Origin of the sequence: Streptomyces sp. NPDC087859 (genome assembly GCF_044742595.1) — a bacterium.
GTDB classification, from domain to species: Bacteria; Actinomycetota; Actinomycetes; order Streptomycetales; family Streptomycetaceae; genus Streptomyces; species Streptomyces canus_F.
This window is the reverse complement of record NZ_JBIUUU010000008.1, coordinates 45014-61560: the sequence shown is the minus strand read 5'-3', so window position 1 is coordinate 61560 and position 16547 is coordinate 45014. Positions and strand designations below refer to the sequence as shown.

General features: G+C 72.2%; 18 protein-coding genes. 11 read left to right on the top strand and 7 right to left on the bottom strand.

What is annotated here, in order from left to right:
* Positions 1–93 precede the first annotated feature (93 nt).
* Together ligD and ACIOHP_RS20395 are read right to left on the bottom strand one after the other, a co-directional pair.
* Positions 94–1074: a non-homologous end-joining DNA ligase gene (gene ligD / locus ACIOHP_RS20400; RefSeq protein WP_401889322.1), complete on the bottom strand. Its 981-nt coding sequence runs from the start codon at positions 1072–1074 to the stop codon at positions 94–96.
* 130 nt (positions 1075–1204) lie between these two features.
* The gene (locus ACIOHP_RS20395; RefSeq protein WP_361559338.1) at positions 1205–1942 is read right to left on the bottom strand and encodes an SDR family oxidoreductase; all 738 of its coding nucleotides are present in this window, start codon (positions 1940–1942) and stop codon (positions 1205–1207) included.
* Positions 1943–2056: 114 nt separating this feature from the next.
* On the opposite strand from ACIOHP_RS20395, the gene ACIOHP_RS20390 reads away from it, so the two are divergent.
* The gene (locus ACIOHP_RS20390) at positions 2057–2737 is read left to right on the top strand and encodes a TetR/AcrR family transcriptional regulator (protein WP_401889319.1); all 681 of its coding nucleotides are present in this window, start codon (positions 2057–2059) and stop codon (positions 2735–2737) included.
* Between the two features lie 4 nt (positions 2738–2741).
* Here ACIOHP_RS20390 and ACIOHP_RS20385 read toward each other — a convergent pair whose 3' ends face one another.
* Both ACIOHP_RS20385 and ACIOHP_RS20380 read right to left on the bottom strand, forming a co-directional pair.
* The gene (locus ACIOHP_RS20385; protein ID WP_401889315.1) at positions 2742–3410 is read right to left on the bottom strand and encodes a response regulator; all 669 of its coding nucleotides are present in this window, start codon (positions 3408–3410) and stop codon (positions 2742–2744) included.
* Entirely contained in the window at positions 3407–4609 is a 1203-nt protein-coding gene (locus ACIOHP_RS20380; RefSeq protein ID WP_401889312.1) for a sensor histidine kinase, read from the bottom strand. The genes ACIOHP_RS20385 and ACIOHP_RS20380 overlap by 4 nt, the downstream gene beginning before the upstream one ends.
* Before the next feature lie 337 nt (positions 4610–4946).
* Here ACIOHP_RS20380 and ACIOHP_RS20375 point away from each other — a divergent pair, with 337 nt between their 5' ends.
* The 6 genes from ACIOHP_RS20375 to ACIOHP_RS20350 all read left to right on the top strand — a co-directional run bounded on the left by ACIOHP_RS20375 (position 4947) and on the right by ACIOHP_RS20350 (position 9883).
* Entirely contained in the window at positions 4947–5630 is a 684-nt protein-coding gene (locus tag ACIOHP_RS20375; protein WP_401889309.1) for a TetR/AcrR family transcriptional regulator, read from the top strand.
* Positions 5620–6333 (top strand): response regulator transcription factor, encoded by a 714-nt coding sequence (locus ACIOHP_RS20370; RefSeq protein ID WP_401889307.1) that lies wholly within the window; start codon positions 5620–5622, stop codon positions 6331–6333. Before ACIOHP_RS20375 ends, ACIOHP_RS20370 begins: the two co-directional genes overlap by 11 nt.
* 280 nt (positions 6334–6613) lie before the next feature.
* On the top strand, positions 6614–7819 hold the full coding sequence (locus tag ACIOHP_RS20365; protein ID WP_401889305.1) for a cytochrome P450: 1206 nt from the start codon (positions 6614–6616) through the stop codon (positions 7817–7819).
* A 53-nt stretch (positions 7820–7872) separates the two neighbouring features.
* Positions 7873–8067, top strand: coding sequence for a ferredoxin (locus ACIOHP_RS20360; protein ID WP_327715088.1), 195 nt, complete (start codon positions 7873–7875; stop codon positions 8065–8067).
* Positions 8064–9233 carry an NAD(P)/FAD-dependent oxidoreductase gene (locus tag ACIOHP_RS20355; protein WP_401889302.1) on the top strand — a complete coding sequence of 390 codons (1170 nt, stop codon included), beginning with the start codon at positions 8064–8066 and terminating at the stop codon, positions 9231–9233. Before ACIOHP_RS20360 ends, ACIOHP_RS20355 begins: the two co-directional genes overlap by 4 nt.
* Before the next feature lie 134 nt (positions 9234–9367).
* Positions 9368–9883, top strand: coding sequence for a MarR family transcriptional regulator (locus tag ACIOHP_RS20350; RefSeq protein ID WP_361559314.1), 516 nt, complete (start codon positions 9368–9370; stop codon positions 9881–9883).
* Here the strand turns inward: ACIOHP_RS20350 and ACIOHP_RS20345 are convergent.
* Complete coding sequence (locus ACIOHP_RS20345) at positions 9841–11010, bottom strand: MFS transporter (protein ID WP_401889299.1); 1170 nt, start codon at positions 11008–11010, stop codon at positions 9841–9843. The two genes, ACIOHP_RS20350 and ACIOHP_RS20345, sit on opposite strands and share 43 nt — an antisense overlap.
* 54 nt (positions 11011–11064) lie before the next feature.
* Between ACIOHP_RS20345 and ACIOHP_RS20340 the strand changes: the two genes are divergently transcribed.
* From ACIOHP_RS20340 to ACIOHP_RS20325, 4 genes are all read left to right on the top strand, one after another.
* Complete coding sequence (locus ACIOHP_RS20340) at positions 11065–11814, top strand: AraC family transcriptional regulator (RefSeq protein WP_401889296.1); 750 nt, start codon at positions 11065–11067, stop codon at positions 11812–11814.
* Positions 11815–11885: 71 nt separating this feature from the next.
* Complete coding sequence (locus ACIOHP_RS20335; protein WP_327715083.1) at positions 11886–12266, top strand: DoxX family protein; 381 nt, start codon at positions 11886–11888, stop codon at positions 12264–12266.
* Positions 12263–12730, top strand: a complete 468-nt coding sequence (locus tag ACIOHP_RS20330) for a peroxiredoxin (RefSeq protein ID WP_361559305.1) — start codon at positions 12263–12265, stop codon at positions 12728–12730. The genes ACIOHP_RS20335 and ACIOHP_RS20330 overlap by 4 nt, the downstream gene beginning before the upstream one ends.
* 64 nt (positions 12731–12794) lie before the next feature.
* Positions 12795–15134 (top strand): SpoIIE family protein phosphatase, encoded by a 2340-nt coding sequence (locus ACIOHP_RS20325; protein ID WP_401889293.1) that lies wholly within the window; start codon positions 12795–12797, stop codon positions 15132–15134.
* On the opposite strand, the gene ACIOHP_RS20320 is transcribed toward ACIOHP_RS20325, so the two are convergent.
* Positions 15135–15572, bottom strand: coding sequence for a cupin domain-containing protein (locus ACIOHP_RS20320; RefSeq protein WP_361559299.1), 438 nt, complete (start codon positions 15570–15572; stop codon positions 15135–15137). It lies immediately after the preceding gene.
* 92 nt (positions 15573–15664) lie between these two features.
* On the bottom strand, positions 15665–16495 hold the full coding sequence (locus ACIOHP_RS20315) for an aldo/keto reductase (RefSeq protein ID WP_401889290.1): 831 nt from the start codon (positions 16493–16495) through the stop codon (positions 15665–15667).
* Positions 16496–16547 lie beyond the last annotated feature (52 nt).

The window sequence follows — 16547 nt, the reverse complement described above, 5'->3', positions numbered from 1 at the left end:
GGTTCAGCTTCCCGATTTTTCATGTCCGCGCCAAGATGGTGTAGGCGACTCTCTGGTAACAACCGTCCGAACAGTGGGATCTTGTTCGGGATGTCAGACAAGGTCGTCCGGAAGGTCGGCCGCCGACTCCTCCGGTGCGAGGTCCGGGCGCAGCCGCAGCCAGGACGGCTGGCGCAGCAGTCCCGCCCGGGTACGGGTGCTGTAGCGCACCTCGCCGACCAGCCGGGGCACGACCCAGTGCGCGCCCGTGACCGCTGGCGGGGCGTCGAAGGGGCACACGTCCGTCGCCGCGGCGCCTAGGAGGGCGGCGAGTTGGGTCCGTTCGGTCTCGCTCCAGCCGGTGCCCACGTTGCCGATGTACCGAAGGCGTCCGGCGGTGCGCTGTCCGACCAGCACGGCGCCCGGCAGACCAGTCAGTCGCCCCTTGCCGGGCAGCCAGCCGCCGACGATGACGTCCTCGCTGCGCATGTTGCGGATCTTGATCCAGGCACGGGAGCGCACCCCGGGCTCGTACACCGAGTCGAGCCGCTTGCAGACCAGGCCCTCGAGGTCGTGGTCGCGGGTGGCCTCCAGCGCCTGCCGGCCGTGTCCGACGATGGCGCCAGGGGTCGACCAGAAGGGTCCGTCCAGGCCCAGTTCCTCCAGCCGGCCGCGCCGTCGGACGTAGGGGAGCGCGGTCAGGGAGTGCCCCGCCAGATGCATCACGTCGAACAGCACCAGATGGACGGGGACTTCGGCGGCCTTCCGTGCGGCCTTGCCCGGGGCGTGGGCCAGCCCCATGCGGGACTGGAGCAACTGGAAGTCGGCACGCCCCTGTTCGTCGAGCGCCAGGACCTCGCCGTCCAGTACGGCGGGCAGCGTGCCGAGCGCGGCGCCGAGTGCTCCCAGTTCGGGATAGGCGGCGGTGATGTCCTCCCCGGAACGGGCGCGCAGCAGCACGCTTCCGTCCCCGGCGAGGTACGCCACGACGCGCTGGCCGTCCTGCTTGGTCTCATAGGCCCAGTGCGCGTCCTGGGTGGTCGACGGCAGGGTGCCGGAGGTGGCGAGCATGGGCGGGATCAGGGGGAGGGTCACGGGTCAGTTGTCGACGCGCCCCGGTGCCCGCACGCGCGCGTGCGGGCGGTTTCGCCTGAACGGCGGTGTCCCGGACGAGGGCAGGGGCACCTCGAGGGCCACTCGGCCCCCGGTCGCCCGGCTGGATCCCTCAGATGATCCCGCCGTTGGCCCGCAGCACCTGCCCGTTGACCCAGTGCCCGCCCGGACCGACCAGGAAGGAGACCACGGAGGCGATGTCCCGCGGTGTGCCGAGGCGCTCCAGCGGCGGCTGCGCGGCCAGCCGGGCGACGGTCTCCTCGTCCTTGCCGTCGAGGAAGAGGTCGGTGGCGGTCGGGCCGGGCGCGACCACGTTGACCGTGATGTCACGGCCCCGCAGCTCCCGGGCGAGGACCAGCGTCAGCGCCTCGACCGCCCCCTTGCTCGCGGCGTACGCGCCGTAGGTCGGGAAGGCGAGGCCGACGACCGAGCTGGAGAAGTTCACCAATGCCCCGCCCGGACGCAGCCGGCGGGCGGCCTGCTGGCCGACGGCGAACGTGCCGCGGATGTTGGTGCGGTACAGGGCGTCGAGCTCGTCGAGATCGAGCTCCGCGACGGGTGCCAGCAGCATCCGCCCCGCCGCGTGGACCACGGCGTCCACTCCGCCGTAGGTGGCCTCCGCCAGGTCGAACAGGGCGGCCACCTCGGCCTCGTCGCCGACGTCCGCGCGGACGGCGACGGCGGAGCCCCCGGTGGCCTCGATGTCGCGCACCACCTCGGCGGCGGCGTCCTTGTTGCCCGCGTATCCCACGAGGACGGCGAACCCGTCGGCGGCCAGCTGCCGGGCGACCTGGCTTCCGATGCCGCGCGATCCTCCGGTGACGATCGCGACGCGCTGCTGTGTGGTCATGTCCGCTCCTTCTGTTAGCGACGCTACGTGCATCACGTAACGACGATAACACGGCTTCGTATCGTTGATAATCCCCGGCTCGTATCAGCGCTACGAATGTCGTACCGTGCAGGCATGGACGCGAGGGAAAAGATCCTGGAAGCCGCCGCGGAGCTGCTGGCCACGGCTCCGGCCGCCGAAGTCTCCACGCGCGCCGTGTGCGAGGCGGCCGGGGTGGGCGCGCCGATGCTCTACCGGCTGTTCGGCGACAAGGCCGGGCTGCTCGCCGCCGTGGTGGACCGGGGATTCGAGCAGTACCTCGCCTCCAAGCGCGCGGCCCGGCCCGGTGAGGATCCCGTCGCGGACCTGAAGAGCGGCTGGGACAACCACATGCGGTTCGCGCGGGAGTACCCCCACCACTACCGCCTGATGTACTCGCCCGAGCTGACGCTCCCGCCCGCCGCCGTGAGCGAGGCGCACGCCCTGCTGCACGCGATCCTCGAACGCTGTGCGGCGGCCGGCCGGCTCACCGTCCCGCCCGTCCTCGCCACGCAGATCATCATGTCCGCCAGCGTCGGCGCGGCCCTGTCGATGCTCACCAGGCCGGAGCAGTACCCGGATCCGGGCTTCTCGGCCCGCTTGCGGGACGCGGTGATCGACTCCCTGACGCGCCCGGCCGGACCCGCACAGGGGGACGGAGTGCCCGTCGCGGCCGCCACCCTCGCGGCCCGGCTGCGCGCGGAGCCGCACGAGTCCTTCACCGCGGCCGAGTCCGGCCTGTTGCAGCAGTGGCTGGAGACCCTCGCCGGGAACTGACCTCTCAGGGCGCCTGGACGAGCCCCGACTGGTAGGCGATGACGACGAGTTGCGCGCGGTCCCGGGCGCTCAGCTTCGTCATGGCGCGGTGCACATGCGTGCGTACCGTCAGCGGGCTGACGAAGAGCTTCTCCGCGATCTCCTCGTTGGAGTGGCCCTCCGCCACCCACGCCATCACCTCACGCTCACGCGCGGTGAGCTCCGCGAGGTCGCCCGGCACCGCGAGGCGGGCGCCGCGCGCGGGCGCCGCCAGGAAGCGGGCGATCACCGTGCGGGTGGCGACGGGGGACAGCAGGGACTCGCCCGACGCCACGGTCCGCACCCCGGCCAGCAGCACGTCGGCGGTGACGTCCTTGCCGAGGAAACCGCTGGCCCCGGACCGCAGCGCCTGGGCGACGTACTCGTCGATCTCGAACGTCGTCAGGATCAGCACCCGGGTTCCGGCCAGGTCCGGGTCGGCGCAGATGGCGGCCGTGGCCGCCAGGCCGTCGGTGCCCGGCATCCGGATGTCCATCAGGACGAGGTCCGGGCGGTGGACGCGGGCGAGGGACACGGCCTCGGAGCCGTCGGCCGCCTCGGCGACCACCTCCATGTCCTCGCAGGAGTCGATCAGGATCCGGAAGGTGGCCCGCAGCAGGGCCTGGTCGTCGGCGAGCAGTACGCGGATGGTCATGGGTTCCGTTCTCCCGGTTCCGGAGCGATGGGGTACAGCGGCAGCCGGGTCGTCACCTCGAAGCCGCCCTCGAGGCGGTGCCCGGCCCTGAGGGCGCCGCCCATGGACCGGGCCCGCTCCCGCATGCCGATCAGACCGAAGCCCTGGCCCGGCTCCGCGGCGGCGGTCGAGGTGCCGTCGTCGGTGACGGTGATCGTCAGATGGTCGGTGGCGTATTCGAGGCGGACATACGCCGTCCTGGCCGCGGCGTGCTTGGTCACGTTGGTCAGCGCCTCCTGCACGATGCGGTACGCCGTCAGGTCCACGCCCGGCGACAGCGGCCGGGGAGTGCCCTCGGTGTCGACCCGGACGGGAAGCCCGGCCGCCTCGAACGCGGCCGTCAGTTCGTCGAGCCGGTCGATGCCCGGGCTGGGGGCGAGCGGGGCGTCGGGGTCGTCGCGCCGGCGCAGCAGACCCACGGTCGCCTTCGTCTCGCGCAGCGCCGCCGACGTCGTGACGGCGAGCTCGGTGAGGATCCGGTGCACCTGATCGGGGTGGGTGCGCGACAGGTGGGCCGCCGTTCCCGCCTGGGCGTTGGCCAGGGCCAGATGGTGGGCGACGACGTCGTGGAGCTCCCGGGCGATACGCATGCGCTCCTCGGCCACCCGGTGCCGGGCCTCCTCCTCCCGGCTGCGCTCGGCGTACTCGGCGCGGGCCTGCACGGCCTCCACATAGGCACCGCGCAGGCGGACCGCGTTGCCGGTGGCGACGGGGAGCAGCAGCCAGGCGGCGGGGCCGAGCGTGGTCATGGGCCATGGATGATCGACGGGATCCGCCATGGAGGCCGTCGTGATCAGCAGGGCGAGGGCGACGAGGAAGGCCAACCGCGCGGCTCGGCGGCCGGTGTGCACGGCCAGCCGGTACAGCGCCAGCATGAGCGGGGCCATCAGGAGCGGTGTGAGCAGCATGCCCAGCGCGGAGGCGGCGGCGGTGCACATCGTCGTCACCGTCGCGACGGTGCGGGGGTGGGTGCGCTGCCAGAGGAGGGAGCCGCAGGCGACGCCGGCCAGGGCGATCGCGGGGCCGACCACGTCCGGCTGCCTCACCTGCGGGAAGTTGATCTCGCTGCCGAAAAGGAAGCACGCGAACAGCAGCGCGGCCGTCATCGTGTCGACGGTGCGGGCGTGGTCGTCCGCGTATCGCTGCCAGGGGATGCTCATCGCCGCTCTCCGGTCGGTGTTGCCGCTCCAGGCTTCCGGGCGAGGGGCTGTCCTGTCGTCGTGCGCCTGTCGGCGATCGCGGCTACTGGGTACGCAGTACACGGCCCTGCCCACGTCATCCCCGGGAATGACCACGGACGGGCGGGGTTCCACGATATTAAGTCAACTGCTTGACTTGGTTGTGTCCCCGGGATTGCCTGACCGTGCGGCAACGGCGCCGAGCCGTCGGCGACGTGCTGTTGCGTAGGCTTTCGTCCTTGGAACTCGCCGTGGCGGCGGAGGACCTGCGACGGCTCGAGGGGCTGGCCGTCGGAGGGCTGAGGGAAGTCCCGGTGCGATGGTGATGATGGCGGCAGGCAGGGCGGTACGGGCGGAGCAGGTCAGTGCGACCCGGGAGCTGATCCTGACCGCGGCGGAACGGCTGTTCGCCGAGCGCGGGGTGTACGCCGTCTCCAACCGCCAGGTCAGCGAGGCCGCGGGACAGGGCAACAACGCCGCCGTCGGCTACCACTTCGGCACCAAGGCCGACCTCGTCCGCGCCATCGTCCGCAAGCACGCCGAGCAGATCGAGGAGATCCGCGCCCGGCTGCTGGCCGGGATCGGCGACTCCACGGACCTGCGGGACTGGGTGGACTGTCTGGTCCGCCCGGTCCCGGAACACCTCGCGGCCCTGGGCGGCCCCACCTGGTTCGCGCGGTTCTGCGCGCAGGTGATGACCGACCCGGCGCTGCACCGGATCATGGTGGAGGAGTCCCTGGCCTCCCCGTCCCTGCGGCAGATCGTCGACGGAATGCACCGGTGCCTGCCCGCACTGCCCCCCGAGGTCCGTGCCGAACGCGGCGACATGGCACGCCATCTGCTCATCCACCTGCCCGCCGAACGGGAGCGCGCCCTCGCCGAGCACCGGCCCACCGCGCGCTCCAGTTGGCACGACCACGCCACCGGGCTCGCCGACGCGGTCGTCGGCATCTGGCTGGCACCGGTGACACAGGAGAAGGAACAGCCCGCGCGTGAGCGGTGAGAGGCCCGCGCTCGCGCGTGGCTCCGGGCAGCACGTGCTGGTCGTCGGCGGACCGGAGGTGACCGAACTGCTCGCCACCACCCTGGAGTTGGCGGGGTACCGCACCTCCGTGGCCGGCACCGGGACCGAGGCGCTGACGCGGGCCGCGGGGCACCGCTACGACCTCGTCCTCCTCGACACGACGCTGCCCGACGTGCCCGACCTCGGCCGTCGGCGCCTGCCGCCCGTCACGCACCGACCGCCGGTCCTGTTCCTCACCGCGGACGACTCGTTGGGCAGCCTCCTGCCCGAACTCGGCCCGGGCGAGAGGGACTACGTCACCAAACCCTTCCGGGTGGCCGAAGTCCTGGCCAGGATGCAGGTGTTGCTGCGCGGCCCGGGCCCGGACCGACTTCACCACGGCGGACCGCGCTACGGCGACCTGGTGCTCGACGACGCCCTCTGCCAGGCGCGGCGCGGAACGCTGGCACTGGACCTCACGCCCGCGGAGTACCGGCTGCTGCGCCATCTCCTGGTCAACGCCCACCGGGTGCTGTCCAAGGACCAGATCAGCCGGTACGTCTGGGGCGACTTGCGAGGGGACAACGCCATCGAGCAGCTCGTGTCCCGGCTGCGGCGCAAGGTGGACCGGGACGCCCCGGCGCTGATCCACACCCGGCGGGGCTTCGGCTACTGGCTGGGACGGGCCGAGGCGGAGGCCTGAGGCGCGGTAGCAAACGCCGGGAACGCTCGCTCTTCGCGGCATCGGCCGGGGGTCGTCGTTCGCTCGCGCCGCTGTTCGACATGGTCAACTCATGGCGGGCAAAAGTGAGTTGTGAACCCATTCGACATGGGCTCGGTCTGTGATCCGGGTCACGTCAGCTTTCTGTCAGGGAACTGACCGGAGCCCGTCAGGCCCGTCTGTTTGCATGTGCTCATCGAGGCCTCACCCCTTCCCCCGGCGCTCCGACCCCCGACCGGAGCCCCCACCACCGAGGAGAACCATGGCCGAAGCACTGGCTGTTCCCGAGTTCCCCATGCCGCGCGCCGCCCGCTGCCCCTTCGACCCGCCGCCCGGCCTCAAAGAGCTCCAGGACCAGGGGCCGTTGGCGAAGGTGCGGCTGTGGGACGGCAGCGAACCGTGGCTCGTGACCCGCTACGCCGAGCAGCGCGCCCTGTTGGGCGACGCACGGGTCAGCTCGGACATCGACCGCCCCGGCTTCCCGCCCAAGGCCAGCTCCGAGGGTGCCGAGGGCAAGCTCAGCTTCATCATGATGGACGACCCCGAACACGCCCGGCTGCGCCGCTTGGTGACGGCGCCCTTCGCCATCAAGAAGGTCGAGGCCCTCAGGCCCGCCGTGCAGCGCATCGTGGACGGCCTGATCGACGACCTCCTCGCGGGCCCGCAACCGGTCGACCTCGTCGAGGCGTTCGCCCTGCCCATCCCCTCGCTGGTGATCTGCGAACTGCTCGGGGTGCCTTACGAGGACCACGAGATGTTCCAGTCCAACACCAAGACGATGGTCAGCAGCGCCGCGACACCCGAGCACCGCAACGTCGCGACCCGGGAGATCGCCGGCTACCTGGCCCAGATGATCGGCAAGCGGCTCGCCGAACCCAGGGACGACCTGCTGTCGAGCATCGCCGGACGGATCACCGCGGGCGAAATCGACCATCAGCAGGCCACCGAGATGGCGCTGCTCCTGCTGATCGCCGGACACGAGACCACCGCGAACATGATCGCGCTCGGCACCGCCGCCCTCCTCGAACACCCCGACCAGCTCGCCCTTCTGCGCGAGAGCGGCGACCCCGAACTGGTGGCCTCGGCCGTCGAGGAACTGCTGCGCTACCTGAACATCACCCACCAGGGGCGCCGCCGCGCGGTCACGGAGGACATCGAGATCGCCGGAGAGGTCATCAGGGCCGGCGAGGGCATCATCGTGGTGAACGAGATCGGCAACCGCGACCCCGCGGCCTTCGAGGACCCCGACCGTCTCGACATCACCCGGGACGCCCGCCGTCACGTGGCCTTCGGCTTCGGCATCCACCAGTGCCTCGGCCAGCCCTTGGCACGCATGGAGCTCCAGGTCGTCTACGGCACCCTCTACCGGCGCATCCCCACCCTCAGGCTCGCCTGCGACGTCCAGGACATCAAGTTCAAGCACGACGCGTTCATCTACGGCGTCCACGCACTGCCGGTGGCCTGGTGACGGCTCCCCGTCCCGCGAACCGACAAGCAACACGCGACAAGAAGGGCAATCCCATGAAGGTGGAGCTGGAAGCCGACAAGTGCGTCGCCTCGGGGCAGTGTGTGCTCGCCGCGACGGACGTCTTCGACCAGGACGACGACGGCATCGCGATCCTGCTCGCGGAGGAGGTCGGCGACGAACTCGTCGACGACGTCAAGGAAGCCGTCGCCGTCTGCCCGGCCGCCGCGATCCGACTCGTCCAGCAGTGAACCGGATCGTCGTCGTCGGCGCCTCGGCTGCCGGACTCGCGGCGGCCGAGACACTCCGCCGCGAGGGCTACGCCGGTCCGCTCACCCTCGTCGGCGACGAACCCCTTGCGCCGTACGACCGGCCGCCGTTGTCCAAGCAACTGCTGTCCGGCGAGTGGCAGCCCGAGCGGCTGGACCTGCGCACCCCCGCGGATCTGAGCGCGCTCGGCCTGGACCTGCGCCTCGGCGTCCGTGCTACCGGCCTCGAACTCGCCGAGCGGACCGTACGGCTGGCCGACGGCTCGACGGTGCCGTACGACGGACTGATCCTGGCCACCGGAGTCCGGCCGCGCCGGCTGCCCGGCGAGGGCGCGCATGTGCTGCGCACCCTCGAGGACGCCCTGACCCTGCGCGACCGGCTGGGCCCGGGGCGGCGGCTGGTCGTGGTCGGCGCCGGGTTCCTCGGCGCGGAAGCCGCCGCGGTGGCCTGGCGTCTCGGCGCCGAGGTGACCGTGCTCGAACCCGCCCCGGTGCCGCTGGCGCACGCCGTGGGCACGGAGGTCGGACAGGTGCTCTCGCAGGCGCATCTCGAGCGGGGCGTGGAGCTGCGCTGCGGGGTCACGGTCACCGAGGTGACCGAGGACGGGGTGCGGCTCGCGAGCGGCGAAGTGGTCGAGGCCGACGAGGTGCTGGTGGCCATCGGCTCGCTGCCCAACACCGAGTGGCTCGACGGCAGCGGTCTGGCGGTCGGCGACGGAGTGGTCTGCGACCAGTACTGCGAGGCCGCGCGGAACGTGTACGCGGCCGGTGACGTCGCCCGCTGGCACAACCCGCTGTTCGGGACGTCGATGCGGATCGAGCACCGCACCAACGCCGCCGAACAGGGCATGGCGGCCGCCCGCAACCTCCTCGCTCCCGAGGCGCGCAAGCCGTTCGCGCCGGTGCCCTACTTCTGGTCCGACCAGTACGACATGAAGATCCAGGCATACGGCTTCCTGCGCGGCCACGACGAAGTCGCCGTGGTGGAGGGCGACTTGGCCGAACGGCGGTTCGTCGCCGTGTACCGCACCGGCGACCGTGTGAGCGGCGCCCTCGCGGTCGGCATGCCGCCCAAGGCGATCCGGCGGTGGCGGCAGTCGATCGTGACCGGCGCGGCATGGAGCGAGACCGTACGGGCCGCGGTCTGAAAGCCGGGGCGCCGGGGGAAGCGGCCTTCGGCGCCCCACTCTCTCGGCGGGCCCGTACGATCGGCGCAGTAGTCCGCGGTAAACGCACGCAGTAGATTACTTGAGTTACGCAACAAGATGGTAAAGTGGTTTGCATGGCCACCCCATCGCTTCCCGAGCTCCCCGACGGCCCCGCGTCTCCGCAAGTGATAGAGATCGAGCGGGCGCTGACGCGCATCACGTACCTGAGCACGCGCGCCCGGCAGCACGACCGGCTGATGGCCCTGGCCGGAGTACCCCTGGACCGGGCCGCCGTGGCACTGCTGCGCCAGATCGCCGACTCCGAGCCGCTGCGCCCCGGGGAGCTGGCCAACCGGCTCGGCGTGGAGGCCTCGCACGTGACCCGTACCGTGCAGCAGCTCCAGAAGACCGGGTACGTCACCCGGGTCCCGGACCCCGACGACCGGCGCGCCCAGCGCATCGAGCTCACCGAGACGGGCCGGCAGGCGATCGACCGGGTCCGGGACGCCGGCGCGCGCGGCATGCAGCTCGCCCTGTCCGAGTGGGCCCCGGAGGAACTGGGGCAGCTGGCCACCCTCTTCCACCGCATGGTCGACGACTTCCTCGCCTACTCCGTCGACGACGACACGGAGCCGGCGGCCACCGTCTGATCCTCGGCGCCGGGTTCGCGCAGCCCGCACATCAGGAGCCGGCCCACCGCGGGCAGGGCGACCAGCGGGAGCAGCGCGGTCCGCAGGGACGTGGCGTCGGCGAGTGCCCCCAGGGCGGGCGCGGCCAGCCCGCCGACGCTCACCGTCAGCCCCAGCGTGACACCACTCGCCGTGCCGACCCGCCGCGGCAGATAGTCCTGGCCGAGCGTGACGTGCAGCGAGAACGGCACATACAGGCCGGCCGAGGTGAGCGCGACGAACACGTGGACGAGCGGCCCCGGCGCGAGCACCACCCCGGCAACGGCCAGGACCGTCAGCACGTACGACCACCGTACGACCGCCAGCCGCCCGTACCGGTCCGCGAGCCGCCCTCCGGCCACCGTGCCCACCGCACCCCCGGCGTAGAGCACGCACAGCGCGACCGTGCCGGCCGTCTCCCCGCCCCCGGTGCGCTCACGGACGTACAGCGAGACGAACGCGCTCAGCCCGACGAACACGACCGACCGGCAGACGATCGCCCCCGAAAGCCGCAGGAACGACGGCCAGTCGTCGCGGCCGGCACCGGCCGGGGTACGGCCGGGCACGGAACGGCGTCCGGCCGCGCGGACCGCCGCCGCGCACAGGACCGCCCCCGCGAGGGCGGGGACGATCAGCAGGGGAGAGGCGCCCAGGCCGCCGAGCCCGACCACGGCCATCACGAGCAGTGGTGCCGCGGCGAAGCCGAGGTTGCCGCCCAGGGCGAACCAGCCCATCGCCGTGTGGCTGCCGCCCGCCGCGGCGCGGGCCGCCCTCGCCGCCTCCGGATGGTAGGCGGCGACCCCCACCCCGGACACGGCGACCGCGGCGAGGGTCAGCGCGTACGAGTCGGTGACCCCGCTCAGCGCCACCCCCGCCCCGGCGGTCAGCGCGCTCAGCGGCAGCAGCCACGGCAGCGCCCACCGGTCGGTGAGCGCCCCGAACAGCGGCTGCACGACGGACGACAACAACGACGCGGCGAGGACGACACCCGAGGCGGCGGTGTAGGTGTAGGCGCGCTCGGCGACGAAGTACGGCACCAGAGCGGCCACCGCCCCCTGATAGACGTCGACGCAGGCATGCCCCAAGGACAGATGGCGTATCGCGGTCATACCGAGATCGTCGCGAGAGCGGGGCCTGGCGCGCTTTCGATAAACTGCCTGCTTGTGCCGGATATCCGCCATACGCCGAAGGCCCCCACCCGTGCCCAGAACCTGGCCGCGGGGGAGCGCATCGACGCGCACCGGCACGACGACCACCAGATCGTCTACGCCGGCTCCGGCGTCCTGGCCGTCACCACCGACGCCGGCACCTGGTTCGCCCCCGGCAATCGCGCCATCTGGGTCCCCGCGGGCACTGTCCACGCCCACCGCGCCCACGGCCACCTCGACCTGCACCTGGTCGGCCTGTCCGCCGACGACAACCCACTCGGCCTGGACGCCCCCACCGTCCTCGCCGTGGGCCCCCTCCTGCGTGAACTCATCGTCGCCTACACCCGCAACCCCGCGGACGACAGCCCCGAACGCCGGCGCCTGCTCGCCGTCCTCCGCGACCAGCTGCGCGCCTCGCCCCAGCAGCCCCTGCACCTGCCCGCAGCCACCGACCCGCGCCTGACCGCGGTCTGCGAGATCCTGCACACCGACCCCGCCGACCCACGCACCCTGGCCGCCCTCGGCACCGTGACCGGGGCGAGCGAACGCACCCTGAGCCGGCTCTTCCGCAGCGAGTTCGGCATGACCTTCCCGCAGTGGCGCACCCAGTCACGCCTTTACCACGCCCTGCGGATGCTGGCCGACGGAACACCCGTCACCACTGTCGCCCACCGCTGCGGCTGGTCGTCCACGAGCGCCTTCATCGAGGTCTTCCGCCGCTCGTTCGGACATACGCCCGGGATTCACAACCGCCATTCCCCGTAGGGGAACGGGTCGCCGTACGACCTGCTTGTACCGTCCAGTAATATCGCGCGGCAAGCCCCCTAGGAGGAACCGTGCCCCGGTCCCAACGCTCACCCCTGCTGCTGGCCGGTCTGCTGGCCGGCGTCGGGGTCACCCACTTCGCCGCGCCGCGCTCGTTCGACGCGACCATCCCGAAGTTCCTGCCGGGATCGCCCAGGACCTGGACCTACGCGAGCGGCGTCGCCGAGTTCGCGCTGGCGGCCGGTCTCATGGCGCCCCGCACCCGCAAGGCCGCCGCCCTGGCCTCGGCCGCCTTCTTCGTCGGGGTCTTCCCGGCGAACGTGAAGATGGCCGTCGACTGGCGCCACCGCCCCACCCCGCAGAAGGCCGCCGCGATCGCCCGGCTGCCGCTTCAGGTGCCCCTCGTCCTGTGGGCCCGCAACGTCGCACGGAACACGGAGAGCCAGGCATGAGCGCGCGCATAGACGTCGGCGACAAGATCGAGGACTTCGAACTGCCCGACGAGACCGGCACCCCGCGCAGCCTGACCTCGCTGCTCGCCGACGGGCCGATCGTCCTGTTCTTCTACCCCGCGGCGATGACCAGCGGCTGCACCGCCGAGGCCTGTCACTTCCGGGATCTGGCGGCCGAGTTCGACGCCGTCGGCGCCCGCCCCGTCGGCATCAGCGGCGACTCCGTGGAGCGCCAGCAGGAGTTCTCCGGCAAGCACACGCTGGGCATGCCGCTGCTGTCCGACGCCGACGGCACGATCCGGGAGCGGTTCGGGGTGAACCGAGGCTTCTCGCTGGCCCCGACCAAGCGGGTCACCTTCGTCATAGCGCAGGACCGCACCGTCCTGGAGGTCGTCCGCAGCGAGCTGCGGATGAACACCCACGCCGACCGGGCCCTCGCCGCTCTGCGCCACCACCGCAAGTGACGTACGAGTCCTGGTAGCCGTACCGAGGTTGTTGCGATGCGGCAAAGGGACCATCCTGGACGATATGGAGCACGCCTCGGCCGCGGCGGTCATCGACGCGCACGGCATGGTGACGGGGTGGAGCGACGGTGCCCGGCGGCTGACCGGATACCCGGCCGAGGAGGCCGTGGGACTCCCGGTGCGTGAGCTGCTCGCCGAGGACCCGTCGCCCGACGTCCTGGCAGCCCGGACCGGCACCGTCGTCCTGCGCCACCGGGACGGCACCCCCGTCGCCCTCCCGCTGCGGGCGTGCGAGGTGCTGGGCCCGGACGGCTCACCCAGCGGGTTCGTGATCACCGCGGAGCAGCCCGGCGGGGCGGAGCCGACCCTCGCCGGGCAGGCCTTCCAGCAGGCCTCCATGTCCATGTCGGTCTTCGATCCGCAGCAGCGCTATCTGCGGCTCAACGACGTCGCCTGCCAGGTGATGGGGGTGCCGGAGGAGGCCCTGCTCGGCCGGTTCTTCCCGGAGACAGTGGAGGACGCCGAGCACAGCCGGGGCTTCAACTGGCATCTGCGGCACGTCGCCGAGACCGGCGAGCCCCTCCACTACGAGAGCCACACGCGCGCCCCGTCCGGCAGCCGCTACCACGCCTGGAACATCGAGATGTGGCCCGTCCGCAACGGCGTCGACGACGTGGTCGGGGTCGCCCTGGCCGCCTTCGACAGCACCGAGCAGCACTGGGCCCGCCAGCGCCTGGCCCTGCTGAACGAGGCCGCGGACGCCATCGGCACCACCCTCGACGTGGTCCGCACCGCCGAGGAACTGGTGACGCTCGTGGTCCCCCGGTTCGCCGACTTCACCAGCGTCGACCTCCTCGAATGGGTCCTGGGCCCCGACGAACCGCCCAGCGCCACGCCCCAGGACGTCGTCCTGCGCCGCGTCGCCCACGGCTCCGCCCATGACGGCACCCCGGAGGCCGCCGTCCACCTCGGCGCGCTGGACGTCTACCCGCCGTACTCACCGCCCGCGCGGGCCCTGCGCGAGGGCCGGGCCGTGCTCAGCCGGGCCGGTGAGCCGTCCTTCGACCGCTGGGTCCGCGAGCGCAACGCCCGCGCCCCCAAGGGCCGGCCCTACCGCGAGGGCACCCACTCGATGCTGGCCGTACCCCTCAGGGCCCGCGGCATCACGCTGGGCGTCGCCGTGGCCGTCCGTATCGGCCCCTCGGACCCCTACGTCCAGGACGACGCCGCCCTCGCCGAGGAACTCGCCAGTCGCGCCGCCGTCTGTATCGACAACTCGCGCCGCTTCGCCCGTGAGCGCACGACCGCGCTCGCGCTCCAGCACAGCCTGCTGCCCCGAGGGCTGACCGGGCAGGCCGCCGTCGAGGTCGCCCACCGCTATCTGCCCTGCGGCTCCCTCGCCGGCGTCGGCGGCGACTGGTTCGACGTCATCCCGCTCTCCGGCAGCCGCGTCGCCCTCGTCGTCGGCGACGTCGTCGGGCACGGCATCACCTCCTCGGCGACGATGGGCCGCCTCTGCACGGCCGTCCGCACCCTCGCCGACGTGGACCTGCCGCCCGACGAACTCCTCACCCACCTCGACGACCTGGTCACCCACCTGGCGGCCTACGACAGCGACGACGACGTCGCCGAACTCGGCGCGACCTGCCTCTACGCCGTCTACGACCCCGTATCGCGCCGCCTCACCCTCGCCGCCGCCGGTCACCCGTCACCCGCCCTCGTCCTGCCCGACGGCAGCGCGGAGCTCGTCCCCATGTCCGCGGGACCCCCGCTCGGCGTCGGCGGGCTGCCCTTCGAGGCCACCGAGGTGGAACTGCCCGAGGGCGCCGTCGTCGCCCTGTACACCGACGGCCTCATCGAGGACCGCGACCGCGACATCGACCACGCCACCGGTGAGCTCTGCCGTGCCCTCACCGCACGCGCCAGCTCTCTCGAGGCCCTCTGTGACACGGTGCTGAAAGCCGTGCTCCCGGAGGAGCCGAGCGACGACGTGGCCCTGCTGCTGGCCCGAACCCGCGCCCTCGGCGCCGACCAGGTCGCCACCTGGGACATCACCCCCGACCCCGCCCGCGTGGCCGACGCCCGCCAGGCCGCCACCGAGCAACTCACCACATGGGGCCTGGACGAGGCCGGCTTCGTCACCGAACTCGTCGTCAGCGAACTGGTCACCAACGCCATCCGCTACGGAGCCCCGCCCATCCAGCTCCGGCTGATCCGCGACCGCACCCTCATCTGCGAGGTCTCCGACGGCAGTTCCACCTCGCCGCACCTGCGCCGCGCCCACGCCTACGACGAGGGCGGGCGCGGACTGCTGCTGGTCGCCCAGCTCACCCAGCGCTGGGGCAGCCGACAGACCGGCGCCGGCAAGACGATCTGGGCCGAACAGCCGCTGCCCCCGCACTGATCACTCGAAGTCGCAGCCGGGGTTCGGCACGTCCTCGGAGAAAGCCGATCCGTGCGGCAGCACGTACAACACCTCGAGGACGAGCGGAGTGTCGCCCAGGTTCCGGCCGAGATGGACGTCGCTCGGCCCGCCCGGCTCCCGGACGACGGTGCCCTTCGGATAGACCCCGTCACTGGCACAGTCGGAGTGATAGTGGCTGAGCGTGCCCTGCTTCACGTACCCGTACACGGGGCCGCCGTGGTAGTGCCAGCCGGTGGCCTGGCCGGGCGGAACGGTGATCTCTCTGACGGTGTAGTCGGTGCCCCCGACGGTGACCTGGCTGATCAGCTTGGCCGTGACGCCGGGGCCCGGCGGGGTCGCCTGGGCGGTGGTGCCACAGGTGAGGGCGGCGGCCGCGGCCACCGCCCCGGTGATGCCGACGCGGAGCGAGGTGCGCATACAGGGCCTCCTGACGCTTGAACGGAAGATCGATGGCGTTCCGCAGCGAACATAGAGGCAGAGATGGGCAGTCGGGCCGGATTCGGCAGAACTCAGAACTCCTCGTGCACCTCCGGATCCCCGCCCCGGCGCTCCTGGGTCCGGTCGGCGATCGCCGCCATCTGCTCGGGCCCGAGCTCGAAGCCGAAGATCTCCAGGTTGGCGCGCTGCCGGTCGGCGTTCGCCGACTTCGGGATCGGAACCGAGCCGAGCTGTGTGTGCCAGCGCAGGACGGCCTGCCCCGGCGTCACCCCGTGCGCCTCGGCGACCGCGGCGACGACGGGGTCGTCCAGCAGCGTCGAGCCGGGGGCCAGCGGGCTCCAGCTCTCGGTGCGGATGCCCTTGGCGGTGTGGAAGGCGCGCAGCTCGTCCTGGCGCAGGAAGGGGTGCAGCTCGATCTGGTTGACGGCGGGCAGGACCCCGGTCTCCTTCTCCAACCGCTCGATGTGCTCCACCGTGAAGTTGGAGACGCCGATGGAACGGACCAGTCCCTCCTCACGGAGCTTGATCATGGCCCGCCAGGAGTCGACGTACTTGTCGAGCCGGGGGAGCGGCCAGTGGATGAGGTAGAGGTCCACGTGGTCCAGGCCGAGGCGGCGGCGGGACTCCTCGAAGGAGGCCAGGGTCTCCTCGTAGCCGTGGTGGCGGCCCGGGAGTTTCGTCGCGACGACGATCTCCTCGCGGGGGACACCGCTGTGGGTGACACCGAGACCCACTCCCGCCTCGTTGCCGTAGTTCGTCGCCGTGTCGACCAGGCGGTAGCCGAGCCGCAGGGCCTGCGCGACCGCCCGCTCCGCCTGCGCGTCGTCCATGGGCCAGGTGCCCAGGCCGATGGCCGGGAACGTCGTACCGTCGTTGAGTGTGTGTACCGGGCTGTCGATCACTGTTGGACCTTTTCCCTCGACCGTGTCGTCCCCCCAGCCTCGCGGATAAGGT